Source organism: Haloferax sulfurifontis (assembly GCF_014635105.1).
Classification (GTDB): domain Archaea; phylum Halobacteriota; class Halobacteria; order Halobacteriales; family Haloferacaceae; genus Haloferax; species Haloferax denitrificans.
Map to the genome: position 1 here is coordinate 124,809 of NZ_BMCI01000006.1, position 17,375 is coordinate 142,183.

At 66.1% G+C, this 17,375-nt stretch carries 10 protein-coding genes, 1 pseudogene and 1 CRISPR repeat array (1 of these 12 only partly in view); of the genes and pseudogenes, 6 read left to right on the forward strand and 5 right to left on the reverse strand.

Annotated elements, in window-relative coordinates; translation table 11 throughout:
* Window positions 1-248 precede the first annotated feature (248 nt).
* Together IEV64_RS16005 and IEV64_RS20135 are read left to right on the forward strand one after the other, a co-directional pair.
* Complete coding sequence (locus IEV64_RS16005; RefSeq protein ID WP_188424420.1) at window positions 249-1,547, forward strand: carboxylate--amine ligase; 1,299 nt, start codon at window positions 249-251, stop codon at window positions 1,545-1,547.
* Window positions 1,548-1,748: 201 nt separating this feature from the next.
* Window positions 1,749-1,955: pseudogene (locus IEV64_RS20135) on the forward strand (hypothetical protein); the annotation flags it as partial.
* A gap of 28 nt (window positions 1,956-1,983) precedes the next feature.
* Here IEV64_RS20135 and IEV64_RS16010 read toward each other — a convergent pair.
* A complete protein-coding gene (locus IEV64_RS16010; RefSeq protein ID WP_188424620.1) occupies window positions 1,984-2,157 on the reverse strand; it encodes a hypothetical protein in 174 nt (57 codons plus the stop codon).
* Window positions 2,158-2,303: 146 nt separating this feature from the next.
* A complete protein-coding gene (locus IEV64_RS16015; RefSeq protein ID WP_007276441.1) occupies window positions 2,304-3,737 on the reverse strand; it encodes a twin-arginine translocation signal domain-containing protein in 1,434 nt (477 codons plus the stop codon).
* A 395-nt stretch (window positions 3,738-4,132) separates the two neighbouring features.
* Here IEV64_RS16015 and IEV64_RS16020 point away from each other — a divergent pair, with 395 nt between their 5' ends.
* The 3 genes from IEV64_RS16020 (at window position 4,133) to IEV64_RS16030 (ending at window position 8,007) form a co-directional block, all read left to right on the forward strand.
* Window positions 4,133-5,395: a polysaccharide deacetylase family protein gene (locus tag IEV64_RS16020; RefSeq protein ID WP_188424610.1), complete on the forward strand. Its 1,263-nt coding sequence runs from the start codon at window positions 4,133-4,135 to the stop codon at window positions 5,393-5,395.
* 355 nt (window positions 5,396-5,750) lie between these two features.
* Entirely contained in the window at window positions 5,751-6,887 is a 1,137-nt protein-coding gene (locus IEV64_RS16025) for a glycosyltransferase family 2 protein (RefSeq protein ID WP_188424421.1), read from the forward strand.
* Window positions 6,888-6,960: 73 nt separating this feature from the next.
* Window positions 6,961-8,007 carry a DUF1616 domain-containing protein gene (locus IEV64_RS16030; RefSeq protein ID WP_229722712.1) on the forward strand — a complete coding sequence of 349 codons (1,047 nt, stop codon included), beginning with the start codon at window positions 6,961-6,963 and terminating at the stop codon, window positions 8,005-8,007.
* Window positions 8,008-8,200: 193 nt separating this feature from the next.
* Here the strand turns inward: IEV64_RS16030 and IEV64_RS16035 are convergent, their stop codons facing one another.
* From IEV64_RS16035 to IEV64_RS16045, 3 genes are all read right to left on the reverse strand, one after another.
* Entirely contained in the window at window positions 8,201-10,600 is a 2,400-nt protein-coding gene (locus tag IEV64_RS16035; protein ID WP_188424423.1) for a hypothetical protein, read from the reverse strand.
* A gap of 455 nt (window positions 10,601-11,055) precedes the next feature.
* Window positions 11,056-12,576, reverse strand: coding sequence for a lipopolysaccharide biosynthesis protein (locus IEV64_RS16040; RefSeq protein ID WP_188424425.1), 1,521 nt, complete (start codon window positions 12,574-12,576; stop codon window positions 11,056-11,058).
* Between the two features lie 321 nt (window positions 12,577-12,897).
* Complete coding sequence (locus IEV64_RS16045; protein ID WP_188424427.1) at window positions 12,898-14,700, reverse strand: hypothetical protein; 1,803 nt, start codon at window positions 14,698-14,700, stop codon at window positions 12,898-12,900.
* A gap of 302 nt (window positions 14,701-15,002) precedes the next feature.
* Here IEV64_RS16045 and IEV64_RS16050 point away from each other — a divergent pair, with 302 nt between their 5' ends.
* Window positions 15,003-16,844: an asparagine synthase-related protein gene (locus tag IEV64_RS16050; protein ID WP_188424429.1), complete on the forward strand. Its 1,842-nt coding sequence runs from the start codon at window positions 15,003-15,005 to the stop codon at window positions 16,842-16,844.
* A gap of 159 nt (window positions 16,845-17,003) precedes the next feature.
* Window positions 17,004-17,375: direct repeats of the CRISPR family, unit length 30 nt; unit sequence GTTTCAGACGAACCCTTGTGGGATTGAAGC; it runs 4,993 nt beyond the window's last position.

Sequence of the window (17,375 nt, forward strand, 5' to 3'; positions counted from 1 at the left end):
TATGCTGTGGATAACCGACCCGAAACCGTCTGATTACTCGACTTTCACGAATCGAATCCGGTCGGGCGCGTGGGAATCCACAGTTCAGTCGCCGACGGCGCTCGCGCGCGGCGGCGCGGTCCCGCCCTGACGCGGGCGGCCGACCGCACTTCGGCCGCCGAGTCGAGCGGTCGGAACCGCCTCCCGTCACCGACCCTGAGTCCGTTAGCGAACCCATACTAATTCCGCCACCGCGCGACGGTTCAGGCATGTCCAAACGCGCGCACGCCCGAGAATCAGTACTCGTTCCATCGGGCAACTACACCTGCGTCCGGTCGCTCGGCGAGCGGGGCGTCCACACGGTCATGGCCTCCGAACACGACGACACGCCGGCGGCCTCGTCTCGGTTCTGCGACGAACTCGTCCGCATCCCCGCGCCGAAAGACGACCTCGTGGCCTACAAGGACGCCCTCGTCGGCATCGCCGCCCGACCGGACGTGAAGACCATCATCCCGACGCGGCCGGAGGACGGCTACGTCTTCTCGAAGTACCTCGACGAGTTCGAGCAGTACGTCGACCTCGTCGTCCCCGACTTCGAGACGCTCCGCCGGGTCCACGACCGAAAGCTCCTCTACGAGGCCGCCGTCGAGGCCGGCGTCCCCATGCCGCGGACCCGCCTGTTCAGCGAGATTGCGGCGTTCGACAAGCCCTCGATTATCAAGCCGCGGTACAACGTCGTCGCCGGCGAGTACGTCGACAGCTACGACCCCCACGAGTACGACATCGTCAAGAGCGTCCGCCACGTCCGGCCCGGCGACCGCCCCGACGCCGACGAGATATACGCCGAGATGAAACACGACCCCATCGTACAGGACTACGTCCCGACCGAGGACAAGTACATGTTCGCGGCGCTGTACGACCACGGCGAACCGCTGGCGACGTTCCAGCACCTCCAGATTCGCGGGAACTCCTACACCGGCGGCGGCGGCGTCTACCGGACCTCGGTGTACGACCCCGAACTCGAAGCCGTCGCGCGGAAGCTCCTCGGCCACATCGACTGGCACGGCCTCGCGTGTATCGAGTACCTCAAAGACGCCGAGACGGGCGAGTTCAAACTCATCGAAATCAACCCCCGGATGTGGCAGTCGCTCCCCTCGACCGTCCGGGCCGGGGCCGACTTCCCGTACTACTACTGGTTGCAGGCGACCGGGCAGAAACACCGCATCGAACCGGGCTACGAACTCGGCGTCGGCACCCACTACCTCTGGGGCGAACTCGGCTACGTGATGAGCGTCCGCCGCGACGACTCGCCGCTCGTCGAGCGCCCGTCGTTCGTCAAGACCGTCTGGGAGGTCGCGTCGTCCATCTACCGCGAGCCGAGATTCGACCTCGCGCGCCTCGACGACCCGGTCCCCTTCGCCCGCTACGTGCACCACGCGGTGTTCAACCGCGGGGGCGACGAGGCCGAGGCGGAATCGACCGGCGACCGCGACGGCGGCGGTGACGAATCGGAAGAGCCGAGGACCGGCATCACGCTGACGCCGGGGCTCAACTTCAGGGGTCGCTGAGTCGGCCGGCGGTCGTGGCGTCACCGCTTTCAGCGGGGGCTATTGAGATATCGCGCGTGTGCCGAAGTGGTGTGCTGACGGAGAGAATGCAATCAGCACCGCGGTGATTTTATTCCGGTCGGAATCGTCTGAACCGATTGAGAGAGTAGAATGCGTATTAACGGGAGATGCCGATAGAAGAACGAGCGCGAGTACCACGAAATGTCGTCATCTGAGTCCACTACTGAAGGGGCGGGCGTTTCGCTCCGCAACGCGGTTTTAGTTGTCCCGCTCCTGTTCATGTTTCATCTCGGAAGGGGGTGGCCGCGGGGACTCGTAGAAGGGAACTACGCGAGAGGCGTCGTGGGCCTGGCGCTGACTCTGGTGCCGATAGTCTTGCTACTGTTCGTAATCAGGAAAGGCGTATTTCTGAACGCGCCGGTGTCGACGAAGACGCTCATCCGTACAGCACGTCGTCGATGAGGTCCGCCTTGGACTCGACGGCGTTCTCGACGAGCCGCGCCAAGATCTCCTGCTGGGTCACTCGCTTCCCGGTCTTGAGCCGAATCTCGGTCTGTAACCGTTCGAGACGGGACTTCGTCTCGTCGTCTATTTTCACCGATGTGGCCATATTCGCTAGTAGAATAGACGACTGGTTGAGGTTTGCTACCGTTCTGACCGGCGTCATACCGACCTGTCTGCGCGCGCTTGCCAGCTCGGCCACGACGGAGTGCCGACGGCTGAGGGTTCGGACAGCGCCGTCGCCGACCGAACCACTCACTCGTCGCGGAACGCGCAGGTCGCGGTGTAGGACACGTCTTCGAGGACGAGCTCGGCGTTCCGACTCCGGGTCGGCGGGCCGCTGACGTTGATGCTGGTGTTTTCGACCGAGCAGTTCGACGCGCGGTTGACGAGCACGCCGCCGACCCGGCCGTTCGGCAGGTAGATACAGCTATCGACGATTCGGGAGCCGTTTCGGTTCTCGTCGATGACGACCGCCGAGCCGTAGGGCTGGCTCTCGCACGCCCCCGAGATGGTGACGTTTTCGAGAATCATCCCCCACGGCTCTCGCGCGATGTCGGTGTCGACCGGCCCCGCGTAGATGGTCTGGACGCCGGTGTCGTTGACGATGCGGCAGTTGCGCATCGTGAAGCCGCCGTGGCTCCCGTAGGTCGGGACGGTGATGATGCCCGGCGAGGACGGACTCGACCGGTAGACGAAGTCGCAGTCCTCGATGAGGACGCCCGTGTACCCGTGGCCGGTGGAGTCGATGCGGAGCCCCTCGGGGCTGTCGAGTCGGTCCCCCTCGCGGGCGTGTTCGTTGAGGTTATCGGCGTCGACGATGACGGTCGCGCCCTTGATCCACGAGGTCTTCGTGGGGTGGTCGCCCGCGGAGATGCGCATGTTCGTGTTGTCGTTGTTCTTGAACAGCCCGCCCTCGACGCGGAGGACGCCGCGGGTGTGGGTCGCGCGGAACGACGACGAGCCGCGCTGTTCGATGTGGCAGTCTATCATCCTGACCTCGCCGACGGACCGCTCGGTGATGCGAATCCCGGCGACGCCGTTCGGATAGCCGGGGAGCGCCGCGCCCTCGCGCATGTAGACGCGGCGGATGACGTTGACGCCGTCGACCGAGGTGCAGTCGAAGAGGAGCAGTTGGTCGCGGGCGTGGTTGTCGGTGGGGGTGCGGCCGAGCCACTCGACGTCCTCGATGAGCGCGCCGTCGTCGTTGGCGAGCCAGATATCGGCGCTCGTGGTGTCGTCGTCGGTCTGCTGGATAGAGAAGTTCTGCAGGACGTGGTCCGTCCCGCTCGTGATGCGGAGCATCCGGAACTGCTCGCCGGGGTCCGCCGGGGGGAAGACGAACTGCACGTCCTTGTGCGAGTCGCCGAGGCCGACGAGCCGGAAGTTCGAGACGCCGCGGTCCCAGTCGTGCTCGCGGGTGATGAGGTAGTCGCCCGGCGGGAACTCGATGGCCGTGTCGTCGCCGTACGTCCGGTCGAGGATGTCGTCGACCGGCTCTTGGCCCGTCGGGTCCATCCCGAGGTCGCCGACCGCGTCGAGGACGGTGAGTTCCGGTTCGGGCGTGGGCGTCGACTCGGTCGGCGTCGGCGTCTCGGTCGGCGTCTCCTCGTCCGGCGTGTTACAGCCGGCGAGCGCGGCACCGACGCCGACGGCACCGAGCGTCCGCAGGTAGGTTCTGCGCTTCACCGGCGGGGGACCTCCGCGCGGTCGGGGCGTTCCCGGTAGCTGTCGGGCATCCGTCGAGCGTCGGCGTCACATCGCCACGGGGAGCGAGGTGAAGGTGGGAGAGAGAGGGACCACCGTCGATTACACATGTTTCCCGTCAGTTGGACCGGGAAGGTGATTGGTAAACGGTGTGTAACCGCGGCTAACGCCGCGAGGGGCGGGGAATCAAGGCTCGTCGGCGGCGGCGAAACCGGGAAGGGGACGTTCGGAAAGACCGGTCAGAATCGGCGTATTCGCGGTTCTCGACGGTTTCAGTCCGAGACTACTGAAATTACGAGTCGCATTACTATCCACTCGTGGCGACAGTTATTCGTATGGATTTGTCACGGCGTTCATATCTCGGGCTGAGCGCCGCCGTGCTCAGCGGGTGCGTCGCGAGGGGTGGGGAACCGGCCGGCACGCCTTCGGCACCGCCGACGAGCGAGCCGCCGACTCCGGCTCCGACCCCGCGGTTCAGCTACGACGACCCCAGCGTCGACGCGGCGGGCGACCCGCTGGCGGTCGCGTTCAACAGTCGAGAGCGGTTCAGAGACGCGGGCTGGCTCGTCGACGACTTCGAGGACGAGCGGCTCTGGGGGACGTTCGCGGGGCGGTACGCCGTCGAAGAAGACGTCGTCTACTGCGGCTCGCAGTCGCTCCGCCTCGAAGCGACGCCCGCCGACGAGCGGGTGTGGATTTACCGGACGTTCGACGGCGGCATCGACCTCTCCGATGCGGACCTGTCGCTGGCCGTCAACCTCGAAACGCCCGACACCGAGGGCATCACGGTTCGCCTCGCCGCGCCCGACTACGACAACACGTTACTTCTCGGCCGCCACGTCTGGGCGGCCGGCTGGCAACGCCTCGACCTCGGCCCGCGGCGCGTCACCGGGTCGCCGGACCTGTCCAACGTCACCGAGATAAGCATCCAGCTGTACACCGGCGGCGGCACGACGGCGCGGTTCTACGTCGACTCCCTCCGGGCCACGCCGCGCGCCGACGCGGGCAAGGTGATGATTACGTTCGACGACAACACCCGGAGCCAGTACGACACGGCGTATCCGATACTGGAGTCCCACGGCTTCCCCGGCGTCGTCGGCGTCATCCCGTGGACCGTGGGGTCGAGCCACCGCATCCCGCGGTCGGGGATGGACGAGATGGTCGACTCCGGCTGGGACATGGTGAGTCACCCCCAGCGGTCGGACTCGTTCCGCGACCTCTCGCCAGCCGACCAGCGCGCGAGCATCAGGGAGTCGAAGGCGTGGCTCGTCGAAAACGGGTTCGAACGCGGGGCCGACTTCATCATCTGGCCGTACGGCCGGTACAACGAGTCGGCGCTCGCCGCCGCGAGCGACTACCACTACCTCGGGTTCGTGACGGTCGGGGGGCCGACCGGCGCGATATCCGACCCGCAAATCGTCGGCCGAACCGACGGCGACGACGTGCAGAAGGCGAAGCGGGCGCTCGATTTCGCCGCGCAGTACAACCAGCTCGCGGTGCTCATGTACCACGACGTGACCGGGGAGGGACGCTCCGTCAGCCCGGCGGCGTTCGCCGAGACGATGGACTACGTGGACGAACTCGGGTTGGACGTGGTCACGGCGTCCAGCTACTGGGAGTCGATTCGAGACTCCGTCTGACGGGGCGACTCGCCCGGTACGGAAACGCGGTCGCACAGAAACCCGCTCGGAGCGCCGACCCGAGTACGTCGATATAACATTTTTCTAGACAATCATTTCGAACGTTATTTAGATTCTGTTAGTCACGTTCCGAAGAACGTTAGACACCCGTTCTAACCGTCCGAAACGCCTGAAATTCGCGTTTTCATACGTGTTGCTGACGACTAACAAAGACCCGAACGGCCCAATCAGCGGATCGAAGTATCAATGTTCCTACGCACTCTCCGACTCAATTCGTCGCCGCCGGGAGCGCCGTCCCACGGCGGCCGGCCGGCCGACGCACGGCGTACAACACAGGGGTCGCGCGCGAGGGGCGATGTATCGCGGTAACGCCGTGGGCGTCGTCGTGCCCGCGTACGACGAGGCGCGGTTCGTCGGCGGCGTCATCGACACGCTCCCCGCGTTCGTCGACCGCGCGTACGTCGTCGACGACCGCTCGACCGACGGGACGTGGGAGGTGATTCGGCGACACGCCGCCCGCGCGAACGAGCGAGTGGCCGCGCCCGTCGTCGCCGCGGCCGACGGCGGCGCGTCGCTCGACGGGCGCGTCGTCCCGATTCGGCACGCGGTCAATCGCGGACGCGGCGCGGCCGTCAAGACCGGCTACGAGCGCGCGCTCGCGGACGGGATGGACGTCGTCGTCGTGATGGACGGCGACGGCCAGATGGACCCGGACATCATGCCCGCCATCATCGACCCCGTCGTCGACGGGGACGCCGACTACGCCGTCGGCGACCGACTCGCGGCGCGGGACACCCGCCGGGGGATGCCGCCGTGGCGGCTGTTCGGCAACCTCCTGTTGTCCGGGCTGACGCGCATCGCCAGCGGCTACTGGCACATCCGCGACCCGCAGAACGGCTACACGGCCGTCTCGGCGGACGCACTCTCGGAGCTGGAGTTCGACCGGCTGTACGACCAGTACGGCTTCCTGAACGACCTGCTCGTGAACCTGAACGTCGCGGGAAAGCGGGTGGCAACCGTGCCGATGCGCGCCCGCTACGGCGACGAGGAAAGCGGCATCAGGTACTCGACGTTCGTCCCCGGGCTGTCGTTCCTCCTGCTCAGGGACTTCCTCTGGCGGCTCCGCGTGCGGTACCTCGACGGCGGCGTCCACCCGGTGGCCGCCCTCTACGCGCTCGGCGTCGTGGGTCTCCTCGCCGGCGCGCTCCGGTTGGTCGGTGGGGTCGCGTCGAAGAACCGCGCGAATCGGCGGTCGCTCGCCGGGTCCCTCGCTTCGGCCCTCACTGGGGTCGGGTCGCTCGGGGGCGCGATGCTCCTCGACAGCCGCGAGAACGAACGGTTACGGGTCGAGGCGGAGCCGTCTGCGTCGTTCGAGCGGGGCGCACCGAGCGACGCGCGGCCGGCTCGCGGCGGCGGCGGTGCCGGCGAGGGCGACGAGCGCGGAGAACGCGCGTCCGACGGCGTCACAGAGCGCGATGTGGCAGGGAGTTAGTCACCTCGTACCCGCGAAAGCGTGGGTGTGAGGATATCAATAACAACAGCCTAGTCGCGTCATCTATCCAGTAATGGGGTCCACATCACACAGCAAAGGACGGTTAAACCGGGCGCTCGGCGAGCTCTCGCTGGACGTGCCCTTCGCGCTGGTCATCGTCGTCGCGAGTAGCCTCGTCGCGGTTCTCGACGTCGTTTCGACCGTCCAAGCCCTCGTCGGACTCCCCGTACTGCTGTTTCTGCCCGGCTACGCGCTGTTGCTCGCGCTGTTCCCCGCCGGGTCGTCGGGTGGAGCCGTCGAAGGACCGTCGTTCGGTCGGTTCGAGTGGCAACCGAACCTCGGCCTCGTGGAGCGCCTCGCGCTCGCCTTCGGAATGAGCGTCGCGTTGCTCCCAGTCGTCGGGCTGTCGCTCCTCTGGGCCGGCGTCGGACTGGCCCCCGCGCCCGTCATCGCCGCGCTGTCGGCGGTCATCGTCGGCGGCCTCGCAGTCGGCGAAGTCCGGCGGCGGCGACTCCCCGAAGCGGAGCGGTTCCACGTCCCGATTCGGCGCTGGTACGCCGACGTTGTCCGGTCGTTCGACCAGCCCTCGCGGGTCGATTCGCTTCTGAACGTCGCGCTCGCCGCCGCCATCGTCTTGGCCGTCGCGAGCCTGAGCTACGCGCTCGTCGCGCCGGGAACGGGCGAGTCGTATTCGAGCCTGTCGCTTCTCACGCGGGACGCCGGCGGCGAGTTCGCCGCCGCCGACTACCCCGAGGCGCTGACGGTCGGCGAACAGAGCACGCTGTTCGTCTCCGTCGAGAACGACGAGGGCGAGGCGACGAGCTACACGCTCGTGGCCGAACTCCAGCGCGTCGAGCGGGTGAACGGCGAGACGACGGTCGTGGAGCGACAGGCGCTCGGGTCGCGGACGGAGACCGTCGAAGACGGCGAGACGTGGCGGACCCGCCACAGCTTCGCCCCGACGCTGACCGGCGAGGACCTCCGACTCACGTACTTCCTGTACGAGGGCGACGCGCCGGCGGAGCCGAGCACCGACACGGCGTACCGCTCGGCGTACGTCTGGGTCACCGTGACCGAAGAGCCGACCGGCGGCGCGGACGCCGGCGACGACGCGGCGTAACTCGGTCCCGCGAGCGACCGTCACGCCGTCGCGGAACGCGGCGGCCGCTCGGCTGTCGCGTGGAACCTCAAAAAACCGCGTCGAAATGCGAAAACGGGTGCCTCTGTCGTCTGCGGCGTCGCCGCGCGGGCGGCACGCCGCGTGTAGTTTCTGTGTCCGTGCTGTGCTGTCGTGCCGTGTTCCTGCCGTCGCCTCAGCCGTCGTTGTCCTCGAACGTCAGCGCCGCGTCGCCGACCAGGTTCATCTTCTTGATGTCGCCCGAGAACCGGAAGGCGTCGATACCGTCCGTGACCGACCCCTTCGCCTTGCCGTTGGTGAGGCTGTCGTCGCTCTCCGTCGCCCCGACGAGCGGGTCGTTCAGGATGTCGCCGGAGACCATGAATTCGTACGTCGTCTCCGCGCCGTCGCCCTCGACCACGAGGGTGTTCGGCAGGGAGAACACCGCGGGGTCGACCCGCGTGCCGTTGACGTAGACCTCGGCCTCGCCTTCGAGGAACGACAGCGACGTAATCGTGCCCGTGAACGCGTACGTGTCCTCGACGCCGTCGGTGGTTACCCAGCCCGTCGCGGAGCTTTCGGACACGTCGTCCCACTGTTCGACGGTGTCGCCCGAGGCTTCGAGCGTGCCGCTGACGGCGACTTCGTACTGCGTCTCGACGCCGGTGCCGACGAGGCGCAGTTCGTTCTGGCTGTCGGTGGAGTCGGTCGTCGAGTCCGTCGTCGAATCCGTCGAGCCGTCCGTGCTCGAATCGGTCGACGAATCGGTCGTCGCGTCCGTGACCGTGCTCTCGGTCACCTGCTCGCCGTTGACGTAAATCTCGGACTCGCCTTCGAGGAACGAGAACGAGTCGACGTCGCCGGAGAACGTGTAGGCGTCCTCGACGCCCTCGGTCGTAATCCAGCCGGTCGCGGTGCCGCTTGCGATGTCGTCCCACTCCTCGATGGTGCCGTCCGACGCCTGCAGTGAGTCCGTCACCGTGAACTCGTACTGGGTCGTCGTGCCCGTGCCGACGAGGCGGATCTCGTTCGGGAGGGGCTCGGTCGTGGAGTCGGTCGTCGAGTCCGTCGTCGAATCCGTCGTGGAGTCCGTGCTCGACGAGTCGCCGCCGGTACTGCTGTCGGCGCTCGGGAGCGGACAGGAGTCGGAGCTCGTGATGTTGCTCGTGTCCACGTCGGCCCCGCTGAACACCGTCGCCTGCCCGGTGACGTTGATGTTCGAGTCCAGAATCTCACAGTTCGTGGCGTCGTTGACGAGGACGCCGTCCACGTCGCCGTTCGGGAAGTGGATACAGCTGTTCTGGACGGTCGAGCCGTTGCGGTCGTTGTCGATGCAGACCGCCGCGCCGGACGGCTGGGACCGCGCGCTCCCCGTGATGGAGACGTTTTCGAGGTTCACGCCCCACGGCTTGTCCGCGGTGTCGGTGTCGACGGAGTCGGCGTGAATCGTCTGGACCGACGTGTCGTTCTGGATGCGGCAGTTTCGCAGGGTGAAGCCGCCGTGGCCGCCCCACGTCGGCGACGAGACGACGCCGCGCGAGGTGGGACAGGACTTGAAGATGAAGTCGCAGTCCTCGATGAGGACGCCCGCGTACCCGTTGCCGGTGGAGTCGATGCGGAGCCCCTCGGGACTGTCGAGGCTGTCGCCGTCGTGGGCGTGCTCGTTGAGGTTGTCCGAGTCCATGATGACGGTCGCGCCCTTGATCCACGAGGTCTTTTCGGGGTGGTCACCCGCGGAGATGCGCATGTTCGTGTTGTCGTTGTTCTTGAACAGCCCGCCCTCGACGCGGAGGACGCCGCGGGTGTGGGTCGCGCGGAACGACGACGAGCCGCGCTGTTCGATGTGGCAGTCGACGAGGCGAATCTCGCCGACGGAGCCGCCCTGCACGCGGATGCCCGCGACGCCGTCGGGGTAGCCCGGAAGCTCGGCACCCTCACGCATGTAGACGCGACGGGCGACGTTGACGCCGTCGACGGAGGAACAGTCGTACGCGAGGAGCTGGCGGCGAGCGTCGTTGTCGGTGGGGGTGCGACCGAGCCACTCGACGTCCTCGATGAGGCCGCCGTCGTCGTTTATCATCCAGATGTCCGCCGTGGTGGTGGCGTCGTCGGTCTGCTGGATGGAGAAGTTCTTCAGGACGTGATGGTCCCCGCTTGTGATTTCGAGGAACCGGTACTTCTCGCCGTTGTTGCCCGACGGGAAGACGAACTGCACGTCCTTGTGGGAACTGCCGGTGCCGACCATCCCGAAGCGGGAGACGTCGTCGTTCCAGTACTGCGTCTCGGTGGCGAGATACTCACCCGGAGGGAATTCGATGAGCGTCCCGCTCTCGTACGCGGAATCGAGTTGGTTGTCTATCGGTTCGTTTCCGTTGGGGTCCATTCCAAGGTCGTCCACCGCGTTGACGACGCGGTCCCATTGGATACCGAAGCGCTCCTCTGGTCCAGACGCAGCCGACGCGACGCCGGCAGAGAGGGCAGTCGATGCGGCCATTGCACCGAGTTTGAGGTAGTTCCGCCTGTTGAGTTGCGATTCGAGGATGGAGTCTGAATCCGCGGGGGATTCGTCGTCGTCTCCATCGTTTAGTCGTACCATATCTCAGGAAAGCCCTCGTTAAGGTGATAATCATTATTGCAAGGTATAATCGAATTGGCTACGATTACTTACGGGGTTGATTCGGATGCTGGCCAGTTGGTTACCAGTTGCATTCCAAAGACACACCTTATATTCGAGCAAAATAACATCAACCAAATAGTAGTATAGCGGCAGTTTGAGCCCAGAAAACAACCGCTTAATCGGGACAATACGGGACAAATCGGTATCCCGCGGTGAGTTGAATTTATCCCGTGAAACGTCTCTGCTCGGCAGATAATCGATATATGAACTGGTAATTACGCCCCCACCGAATCTTGCGAGGGCGTTCGTTTCACCGCGCCCACATTTTCTGACGAGGTTCTGATAGATTTGGTTCACGGCGAAGGTTCAGCTAGCAATAAGAGTCAGTCGAATCGACCACTCGCCGGCCCCGTCGGACGGGCCGAGCGCCCGTCTTACTTCGACATCACCGAGACGAGTTCACGGAGGTTCTGTTTGACCCGCCAGTCGAAAAGCGTCATGAGCGACGCGGCGCTGACGACGTAGGCGACGACCCCGATGGCGACGAGGAGCGCGAACTCGACGAGCGGCGACCCGACGCGGTTCTGCGCCGCGAGGACCGCCAGCGCCATCGCGCCGCTGGCCGCGACGGGGTACGAGAGTTCGCGGAGGAACCGCCGGTAGGTCGTGTCGAGCGTCCGCTTCATCTCGCGCGCGTAGAGCGGGACCATCGGGAACGCGAGGATGCCCGTGACCGCGAGCGCGGTCCCCTCGATGCCGTAGGCGCTCGTCGCGGGGACGATGGCGATGGCGAGCAGGGCGACCCTCAGGAAGCCGAGTTTGGTCTGTACGTCGGGGCGGCCGACGGCGCGCCAGACGGGATTGAACGTCGCGAAGAGCGTCCGAAACAGCCCGTAGGCGACGAGAATCTGCATGGCGAGGACCATCGGGAGCCAGTCCTCGCCGAGGAACGCGCCGACGAAGGCGGGCGCGACGAGGTAGATGCCGACCGACATCGGCAGGGCGACGAACGCCGTGAGCCGGAAGGTGCTGAAGAACGCCTCGCGGAGGGCGCGTCGGTCCTCCTGGAGCTTCGAGTACGTCGAGAACATCACGCTGGAGACGACGACGGCGATTTCGGTCGCCGGCGCGTTGGAGATGCGGTAGGCGAGCTGGTAGTAGCCGAGGGAGGTCGCCGTCAGGAGCCAGCCGACGACCGCGTCGTCGCCCTGCCCGTAGAGGAACTCGACGATGGACGACCCCGTGACCCACTTCCCGTACCCGATGAGTTCGGCGGCGTACGCGCGGTTCAGCGCGGGGCGCGGGCGGTACGGGTGCAGGAAGTAAGTCACAATCGACCGGACGCCCGCGTCGGCGAGGTAGCCGAAGATGAGCGCCCAGACCGTCGGGCTGACCGCGGCGTAGCCGAGCGCGACCACGACGTAGGCGGTCGTCCCGCTGACACGGTAGGCGAACTCCTTGTGGAACGCGAGGTCCTTCTTGAAGTAGACCATCGCGGGGTTCCGAAGCGCGAGGAAAATCGGGACCAGCGCGATGGCGCGGATGAGGTCCCGCGCGGCGGGCTCGCCGAACAGCGAAGCGAGCGACGGGGCGGCGACGTAGAGAATCGAACTCATCACCAGCCCGCGGAGGAGTTCGAGCGTGAACGTCGTGTTCAGGTACTCGTCGACGTCGTCGTCGACGCGCTGGATGAGCGCGGCGTCGATGCCGAGGTTCGTCAGGCTCAACAGCGCCGAGATGGTCAGGAGCGCGATGCCCATCAGCCCGATGGCCTCGGGGCCGAGCAGTCGCGCGAGGACGATGAACATGACGACCTTCAGCACCCGGTCGAGGACGTTCATCGCCGACACCCACATCCCGCTTTTCACCGTCCGCTCTGCGAGGTCGCCGTCGTCGTCGCCGGGGACGAACCGGCGGCGAATCGTCCGGACGACCGAGCGAATCTTATCTCTCATCGAAGCCACCTCTCGGGCCGCCGTCTCGGCGGTGACGACCCTGCGTATTCACGAACGGTAACACTCGGCTACACATCGGCTCAGGAGGCGATTAATTATTGACTCACTACTGGATTCCGTGGGGCCGCGATTCCCGTGGTCGCCCGGATTAGGCGCTGTTTGACGAGGCGGAGCGACCTGCCGAGCGCCGTGGTGTCCGAACCCGTGCGGCGGGTCAGCGACCGTCGGCCTGCAGGCCGACGGTCGGAAAGGAACAGCGGCGGCACCGGCGGTAGCGGTTCTAATGTCGGCGTGAAAATCGAACCCCGTGCCCCGACGCCCCTACCCGGACACGTAGTAGAGGTCGGCCGCGCCGTTCGACATGACGCGGTTCACGTTCGGTTGGTCCCGGACCGCCGTGAGGTTCGCCTCGGAGTAGCGGAGCTCGCGGTAGGCGATTACCTCGCGGTCGTGGTCGGTCTTCGAGACCATCAGATACCGCGGGCCGTCGTAGTAACTCGGCAGGTCGATGAGCGCCTCGTCCGGCGTCGTGAAGCCGAGCGCCGGCGTGGGGCTGTCGGGGAGCGCATCGACGAAGCGGTCGGGGTTCCCGCGGATGCCCACGTACCGAACGTCCTCGTCCGACATCCCGAAGGCGGTGTCGTACGCCCCCATCTGCTGGGCGGGGACGTGGTTCGACGGCAGGTAGATGTACGGCGACGGGAACATCACCATGAGCGTGAGCCCGATGACGAGCGCCGACGCGACGGGCGCGCCCGTCTTGACGGCCGCCCCGTACTTCGACCAGTACTCCGTCCCCGAGAGCCACTCGAAGGCGTAGAACAGCCCGACGCTCCCGACGACGGTCGCGAGAATCATCGCGAAGCCGACGTGGCGGAAAAAGAAGTTCGTCTCCGAGATGACGCCGAGGAGGTGCGCGAAGAAGTACGGCACCAACACGACGAGACTGAACGTCAGCGTCCGCAGGATAGTCCGGCCCTGAGCGGACAGCCGCGGGAGCCGCCCGAAGACGACGCCGAAGAGGACGCCGAGGGTTATCAGGGCGTACACCGCGTTCACGAGGAACAGCTTCACGAACACGTCGAAGATACCGCCGCCGACGGCGGTGACGGAACCGGTGCGCTGGGAGATGGCCGTCCCGGCCTCGGAACTCCCCGAGAGAATCCCGATCACGCCCTCGACGAACAGGCCGCCGGTCGAGAAGCCGACGGTGTACTGCGTCAGCCAGTAGACGAACGCCGCGGCGAAGACGAGCGTCAGCCCGTACACCGGGCGCTGGTCGGCGACGGCGTCGGGGGTCCGCCAGCGCTGGACGAGCTGGATGGCCGCGGCGACGCCGAACAACACGAGGTAGTTGACGGCGACCTGCAGGTGGTACGACACCAGCGCGACCGTCCCGATGGCGAACAGGACGGAGACGGGCGTGACGTGGCCGCGCCACCGGCTCTCGACGGCGTCGGTGCCGGAGAACTGGTGTCTGAAAAAGAGGTACAGAAGCACCAGGCCGAAGAACGACGCCAGCGAGTAGGGGAAGAACATGAGCTTGAAGCCGTTGAGGTTCACCGGCAGGAACAACAGCGCCGAGAACACGGCGATGAGGACCGCCCGCCGGTCGGAAACGACGAGCGAGACGAGAAGCGGGACGAACACGAGGTAGACGACCGAGACGAAAAACACCACGAGCATCATCGCGGTGGTGAGTTCGACGCCGAGGGCGGCACTGAACATCCCCGCCGACACGTGGCCGCTCGGGTAGACGATATCCAGCGGCGTCAGCGTCTCGGAGACGAGCGACTTCGCCCAGCCGAGGTGCGTCAGCGAGTCGTTGAACCCGTAGAAGTGGTACTCCCGAACGAGCGGGAGGGCGGAGACCGCGGCGATTGCGAGGGCCGCCAGCGCCACCCCGCCGGCCGCGAACCGACTGCTCGGGGCGCGAACGACCACGACCAGCGAGGTCAGTACCGCCACCGCCACGCCGACCCAGAAGACCGCCGGGGTCGACTGGTAAATCGAAACCTCGTACGCGCGCGCCGGCGACGCGCGAGCGACGAGGATACCGACGGCTATCGCGAGAAATCCGACGAGGAGGAGCGTTCTCGTGAGCCGCGAATCACGTTGCGTCATCCCGTGAGAGAAGGCGAGTAGCGTAGTTTGTTATTGAGCGTGTAATCGACTCAAGCGGCGTTATAGGCGTTCTTCCCGGTGTTTTTCGAGCGTCGGCCACCGAGCGGACGAACACCGGGGGTCCGGCAGGCACAGAGACCCCGTGAAGCCGAGATACCGTTCGGTTCGGCGGCGCTCGACCCCGTTTTTCGAACGTATAGGTGCGTGATAACAAAACCCGACGCGCGCGGATATCGGGCAACGATGTCACTCACAGTAGACACGCCACAGACCGCCGAGCGACCCGGACGCGAGGGCCGTCGATGACCGGCTTCGTCGGCGGCGCGCTCGACGCGGCGACGCTCGACGCCTGCGCGGCCGAACTCCACCACGAAGACTGGTACGAGTCGGCGACGCGGTCGACCGGCCGCTTCGGCGTCTCGGTGCTCCACCACGGCGCGCGGGACCCCAAGGGCTGTACCGTCTGGGAAGACGGCCCGCGCGTGGGGGCGATATACGGCGCGGTGACGAACCTCGACGAACTCGGCCTCGACAAAGACGGGCTGTTCGCCCGACTGTTCGAGGACCCCCACGCCCTCCTCTCCGAACTCGACGGCTCGTTCATCGTCGTCGCCGTCGACGGCGACGCGGAGCGCGTCGTGCTCGCCAGCGACAAACTCGGGACGCGACAGTGCTTCTACGTCGACGGCGAGCCGTTCGCCTTCGGGACCGAAGTCGGCGCGCTGACGACCCTCCTCGACGACCCGCAGGTCGACGAACGCGCCATCAGCGACCTGCTCATGATCGGGCACGTCTGGGGCGACAAGACGCTCGTACAGGGCGTGAAGTTCCTCCCCTCTGGGACCGTGCTCGACTACCGGCCCGACGCGGGCGTCGAAATCGAGTCGTACTGGCACCACACGTTCGAACAGAGCCCCGACGACTCCTACCTCGACGACCTCACCGAGGCCTACCGAGACGTCATCGCCGACATGGCCGACACGATAGACGGCGATATCGGCCTATGGCTCTCCGGCGGCCTCGACAGTCGCTCGATGGCCGGGGAGCTCAGCCGCTACCACGACCTCACCACCTACACCTACGACTCGAACCCCGCGAACGGGAGCAACCTCGAACTCGCCGCGAAGGTCTCGGCGGTGCTCGGCCTCGAAAACAGGCGCGTGCCGGTCGATTCGAACGCGCTCGTCGACTCGCTCGACGCGTCGGTCCAGCTGACCAGCGGGATGGTCGGCCTCTCGACGTTCGTCAACCTCGCGAACGTGTTCAACATCGAGGACATGCCCGACGTGCTCATCGAGGGCTGTGGACAGGGCGGAATGATGGGCGACGGCATCGGCCGAGCCGCCGTCGAGGGAAGCAAGTCGCCCGAGGCGGCGCTCTACCGCGCGAAACACCGCATCGACGTCGACGACGCCCGCCGGCTCCTGCGGACGGAGTTCGACCCGATGACGACCTACCGCGAGGAAGTGCGCAAGAGCGACCAGCCTGACCTCTACAGCACCGCGATGGACTGCTACTACCGCAACTACTTCCCGCGGTGCGACTTCGCCAGCAACCCCATCGCCGAGAGTCAGGCCGGCACCCGAGTCCCCTTCAGCGACACCGCGTTCCTCCGGGCCGTGACGCGGATGCCGCTTTCGCACCGCGTCGGCTCGATTCCGTTCACCGACGGGAAGATTCCCGCCGGCACGGCCTACCCGAAAGTCGAACTGGTCCGCCGCCTCGACAGCCGACTCGCGGCCATCCCCTACGAGCGGACGAAAGTCCCGCCGGCGCGCCCGATGTGGCAACACGCCGCCGGCTTCGTCGTCGGCACCTCCGTCGACCGCATCCGCGAGCGCATCATCGGCGACGTCCACACCTACGGCGGCCGCTCCACCATCGGCGACTGGTACCGGACGAACCGCGCGCTCCGCGAACGGGTCGACGACCTGCTCGACTCCGCGTGCGAGCGCCCGTACTTCGACGCCGACGAGATTCGCCGCCTCCAGCGCGAGGAACGCACGGGCGAAGCCGAACACATGAGCGCCATCTCCGGCATCATCACCGGCGAACTCTGGGTCCGCAAGTACATCGACCGCGAAGGCGAACGCGGAACCGCGAGTGTGGCGGAAGCCGAAGACGCACCACAACCGGCCGACTGAGGCCGGTGGGACTCTCGGTTGATTTTTCGAATCGTTGGTCGTGAGGGGGAAAGAGTCGTTTCCGTCGACCCCCCGGGGGGTACGAGGGAATTGAGGGTCGACGGAAACGTTCTTTTGAATTCGGTTCGTAAGCAGCATCACGCCCGTGGTTTCGGGACGGTTTCAGACGAACCCTTGTGGGATTGAAGCGAGTTCCGCGACGTCGTCGGCGACGGCTTGGACTTGTTTCAGACGAACCCTTGTGGGATTGAAGCGTCATCGAGGAGTTCGTCACTCGGGATGTGGATGAGTTTCAGACGAACCCTTGTGGGATTGAAGCCACCCACGCGAGGTATCCCGGCCAAAGGTCGCCTCGGTTTCAGACGAACCCTTGTGGGATTGAAGCGACATCCGCAACGACTGGCGCAACTCGCAGGACAACGGTTTCAGACGAACCCTTGTGGGATTGAAGCGGTGGGCGCTCACAAAGGCTTATCCCCGCGCTACTGGTGTTTCAGACGAACCCTTGTGGGATTGAAGCCCACGACGGTT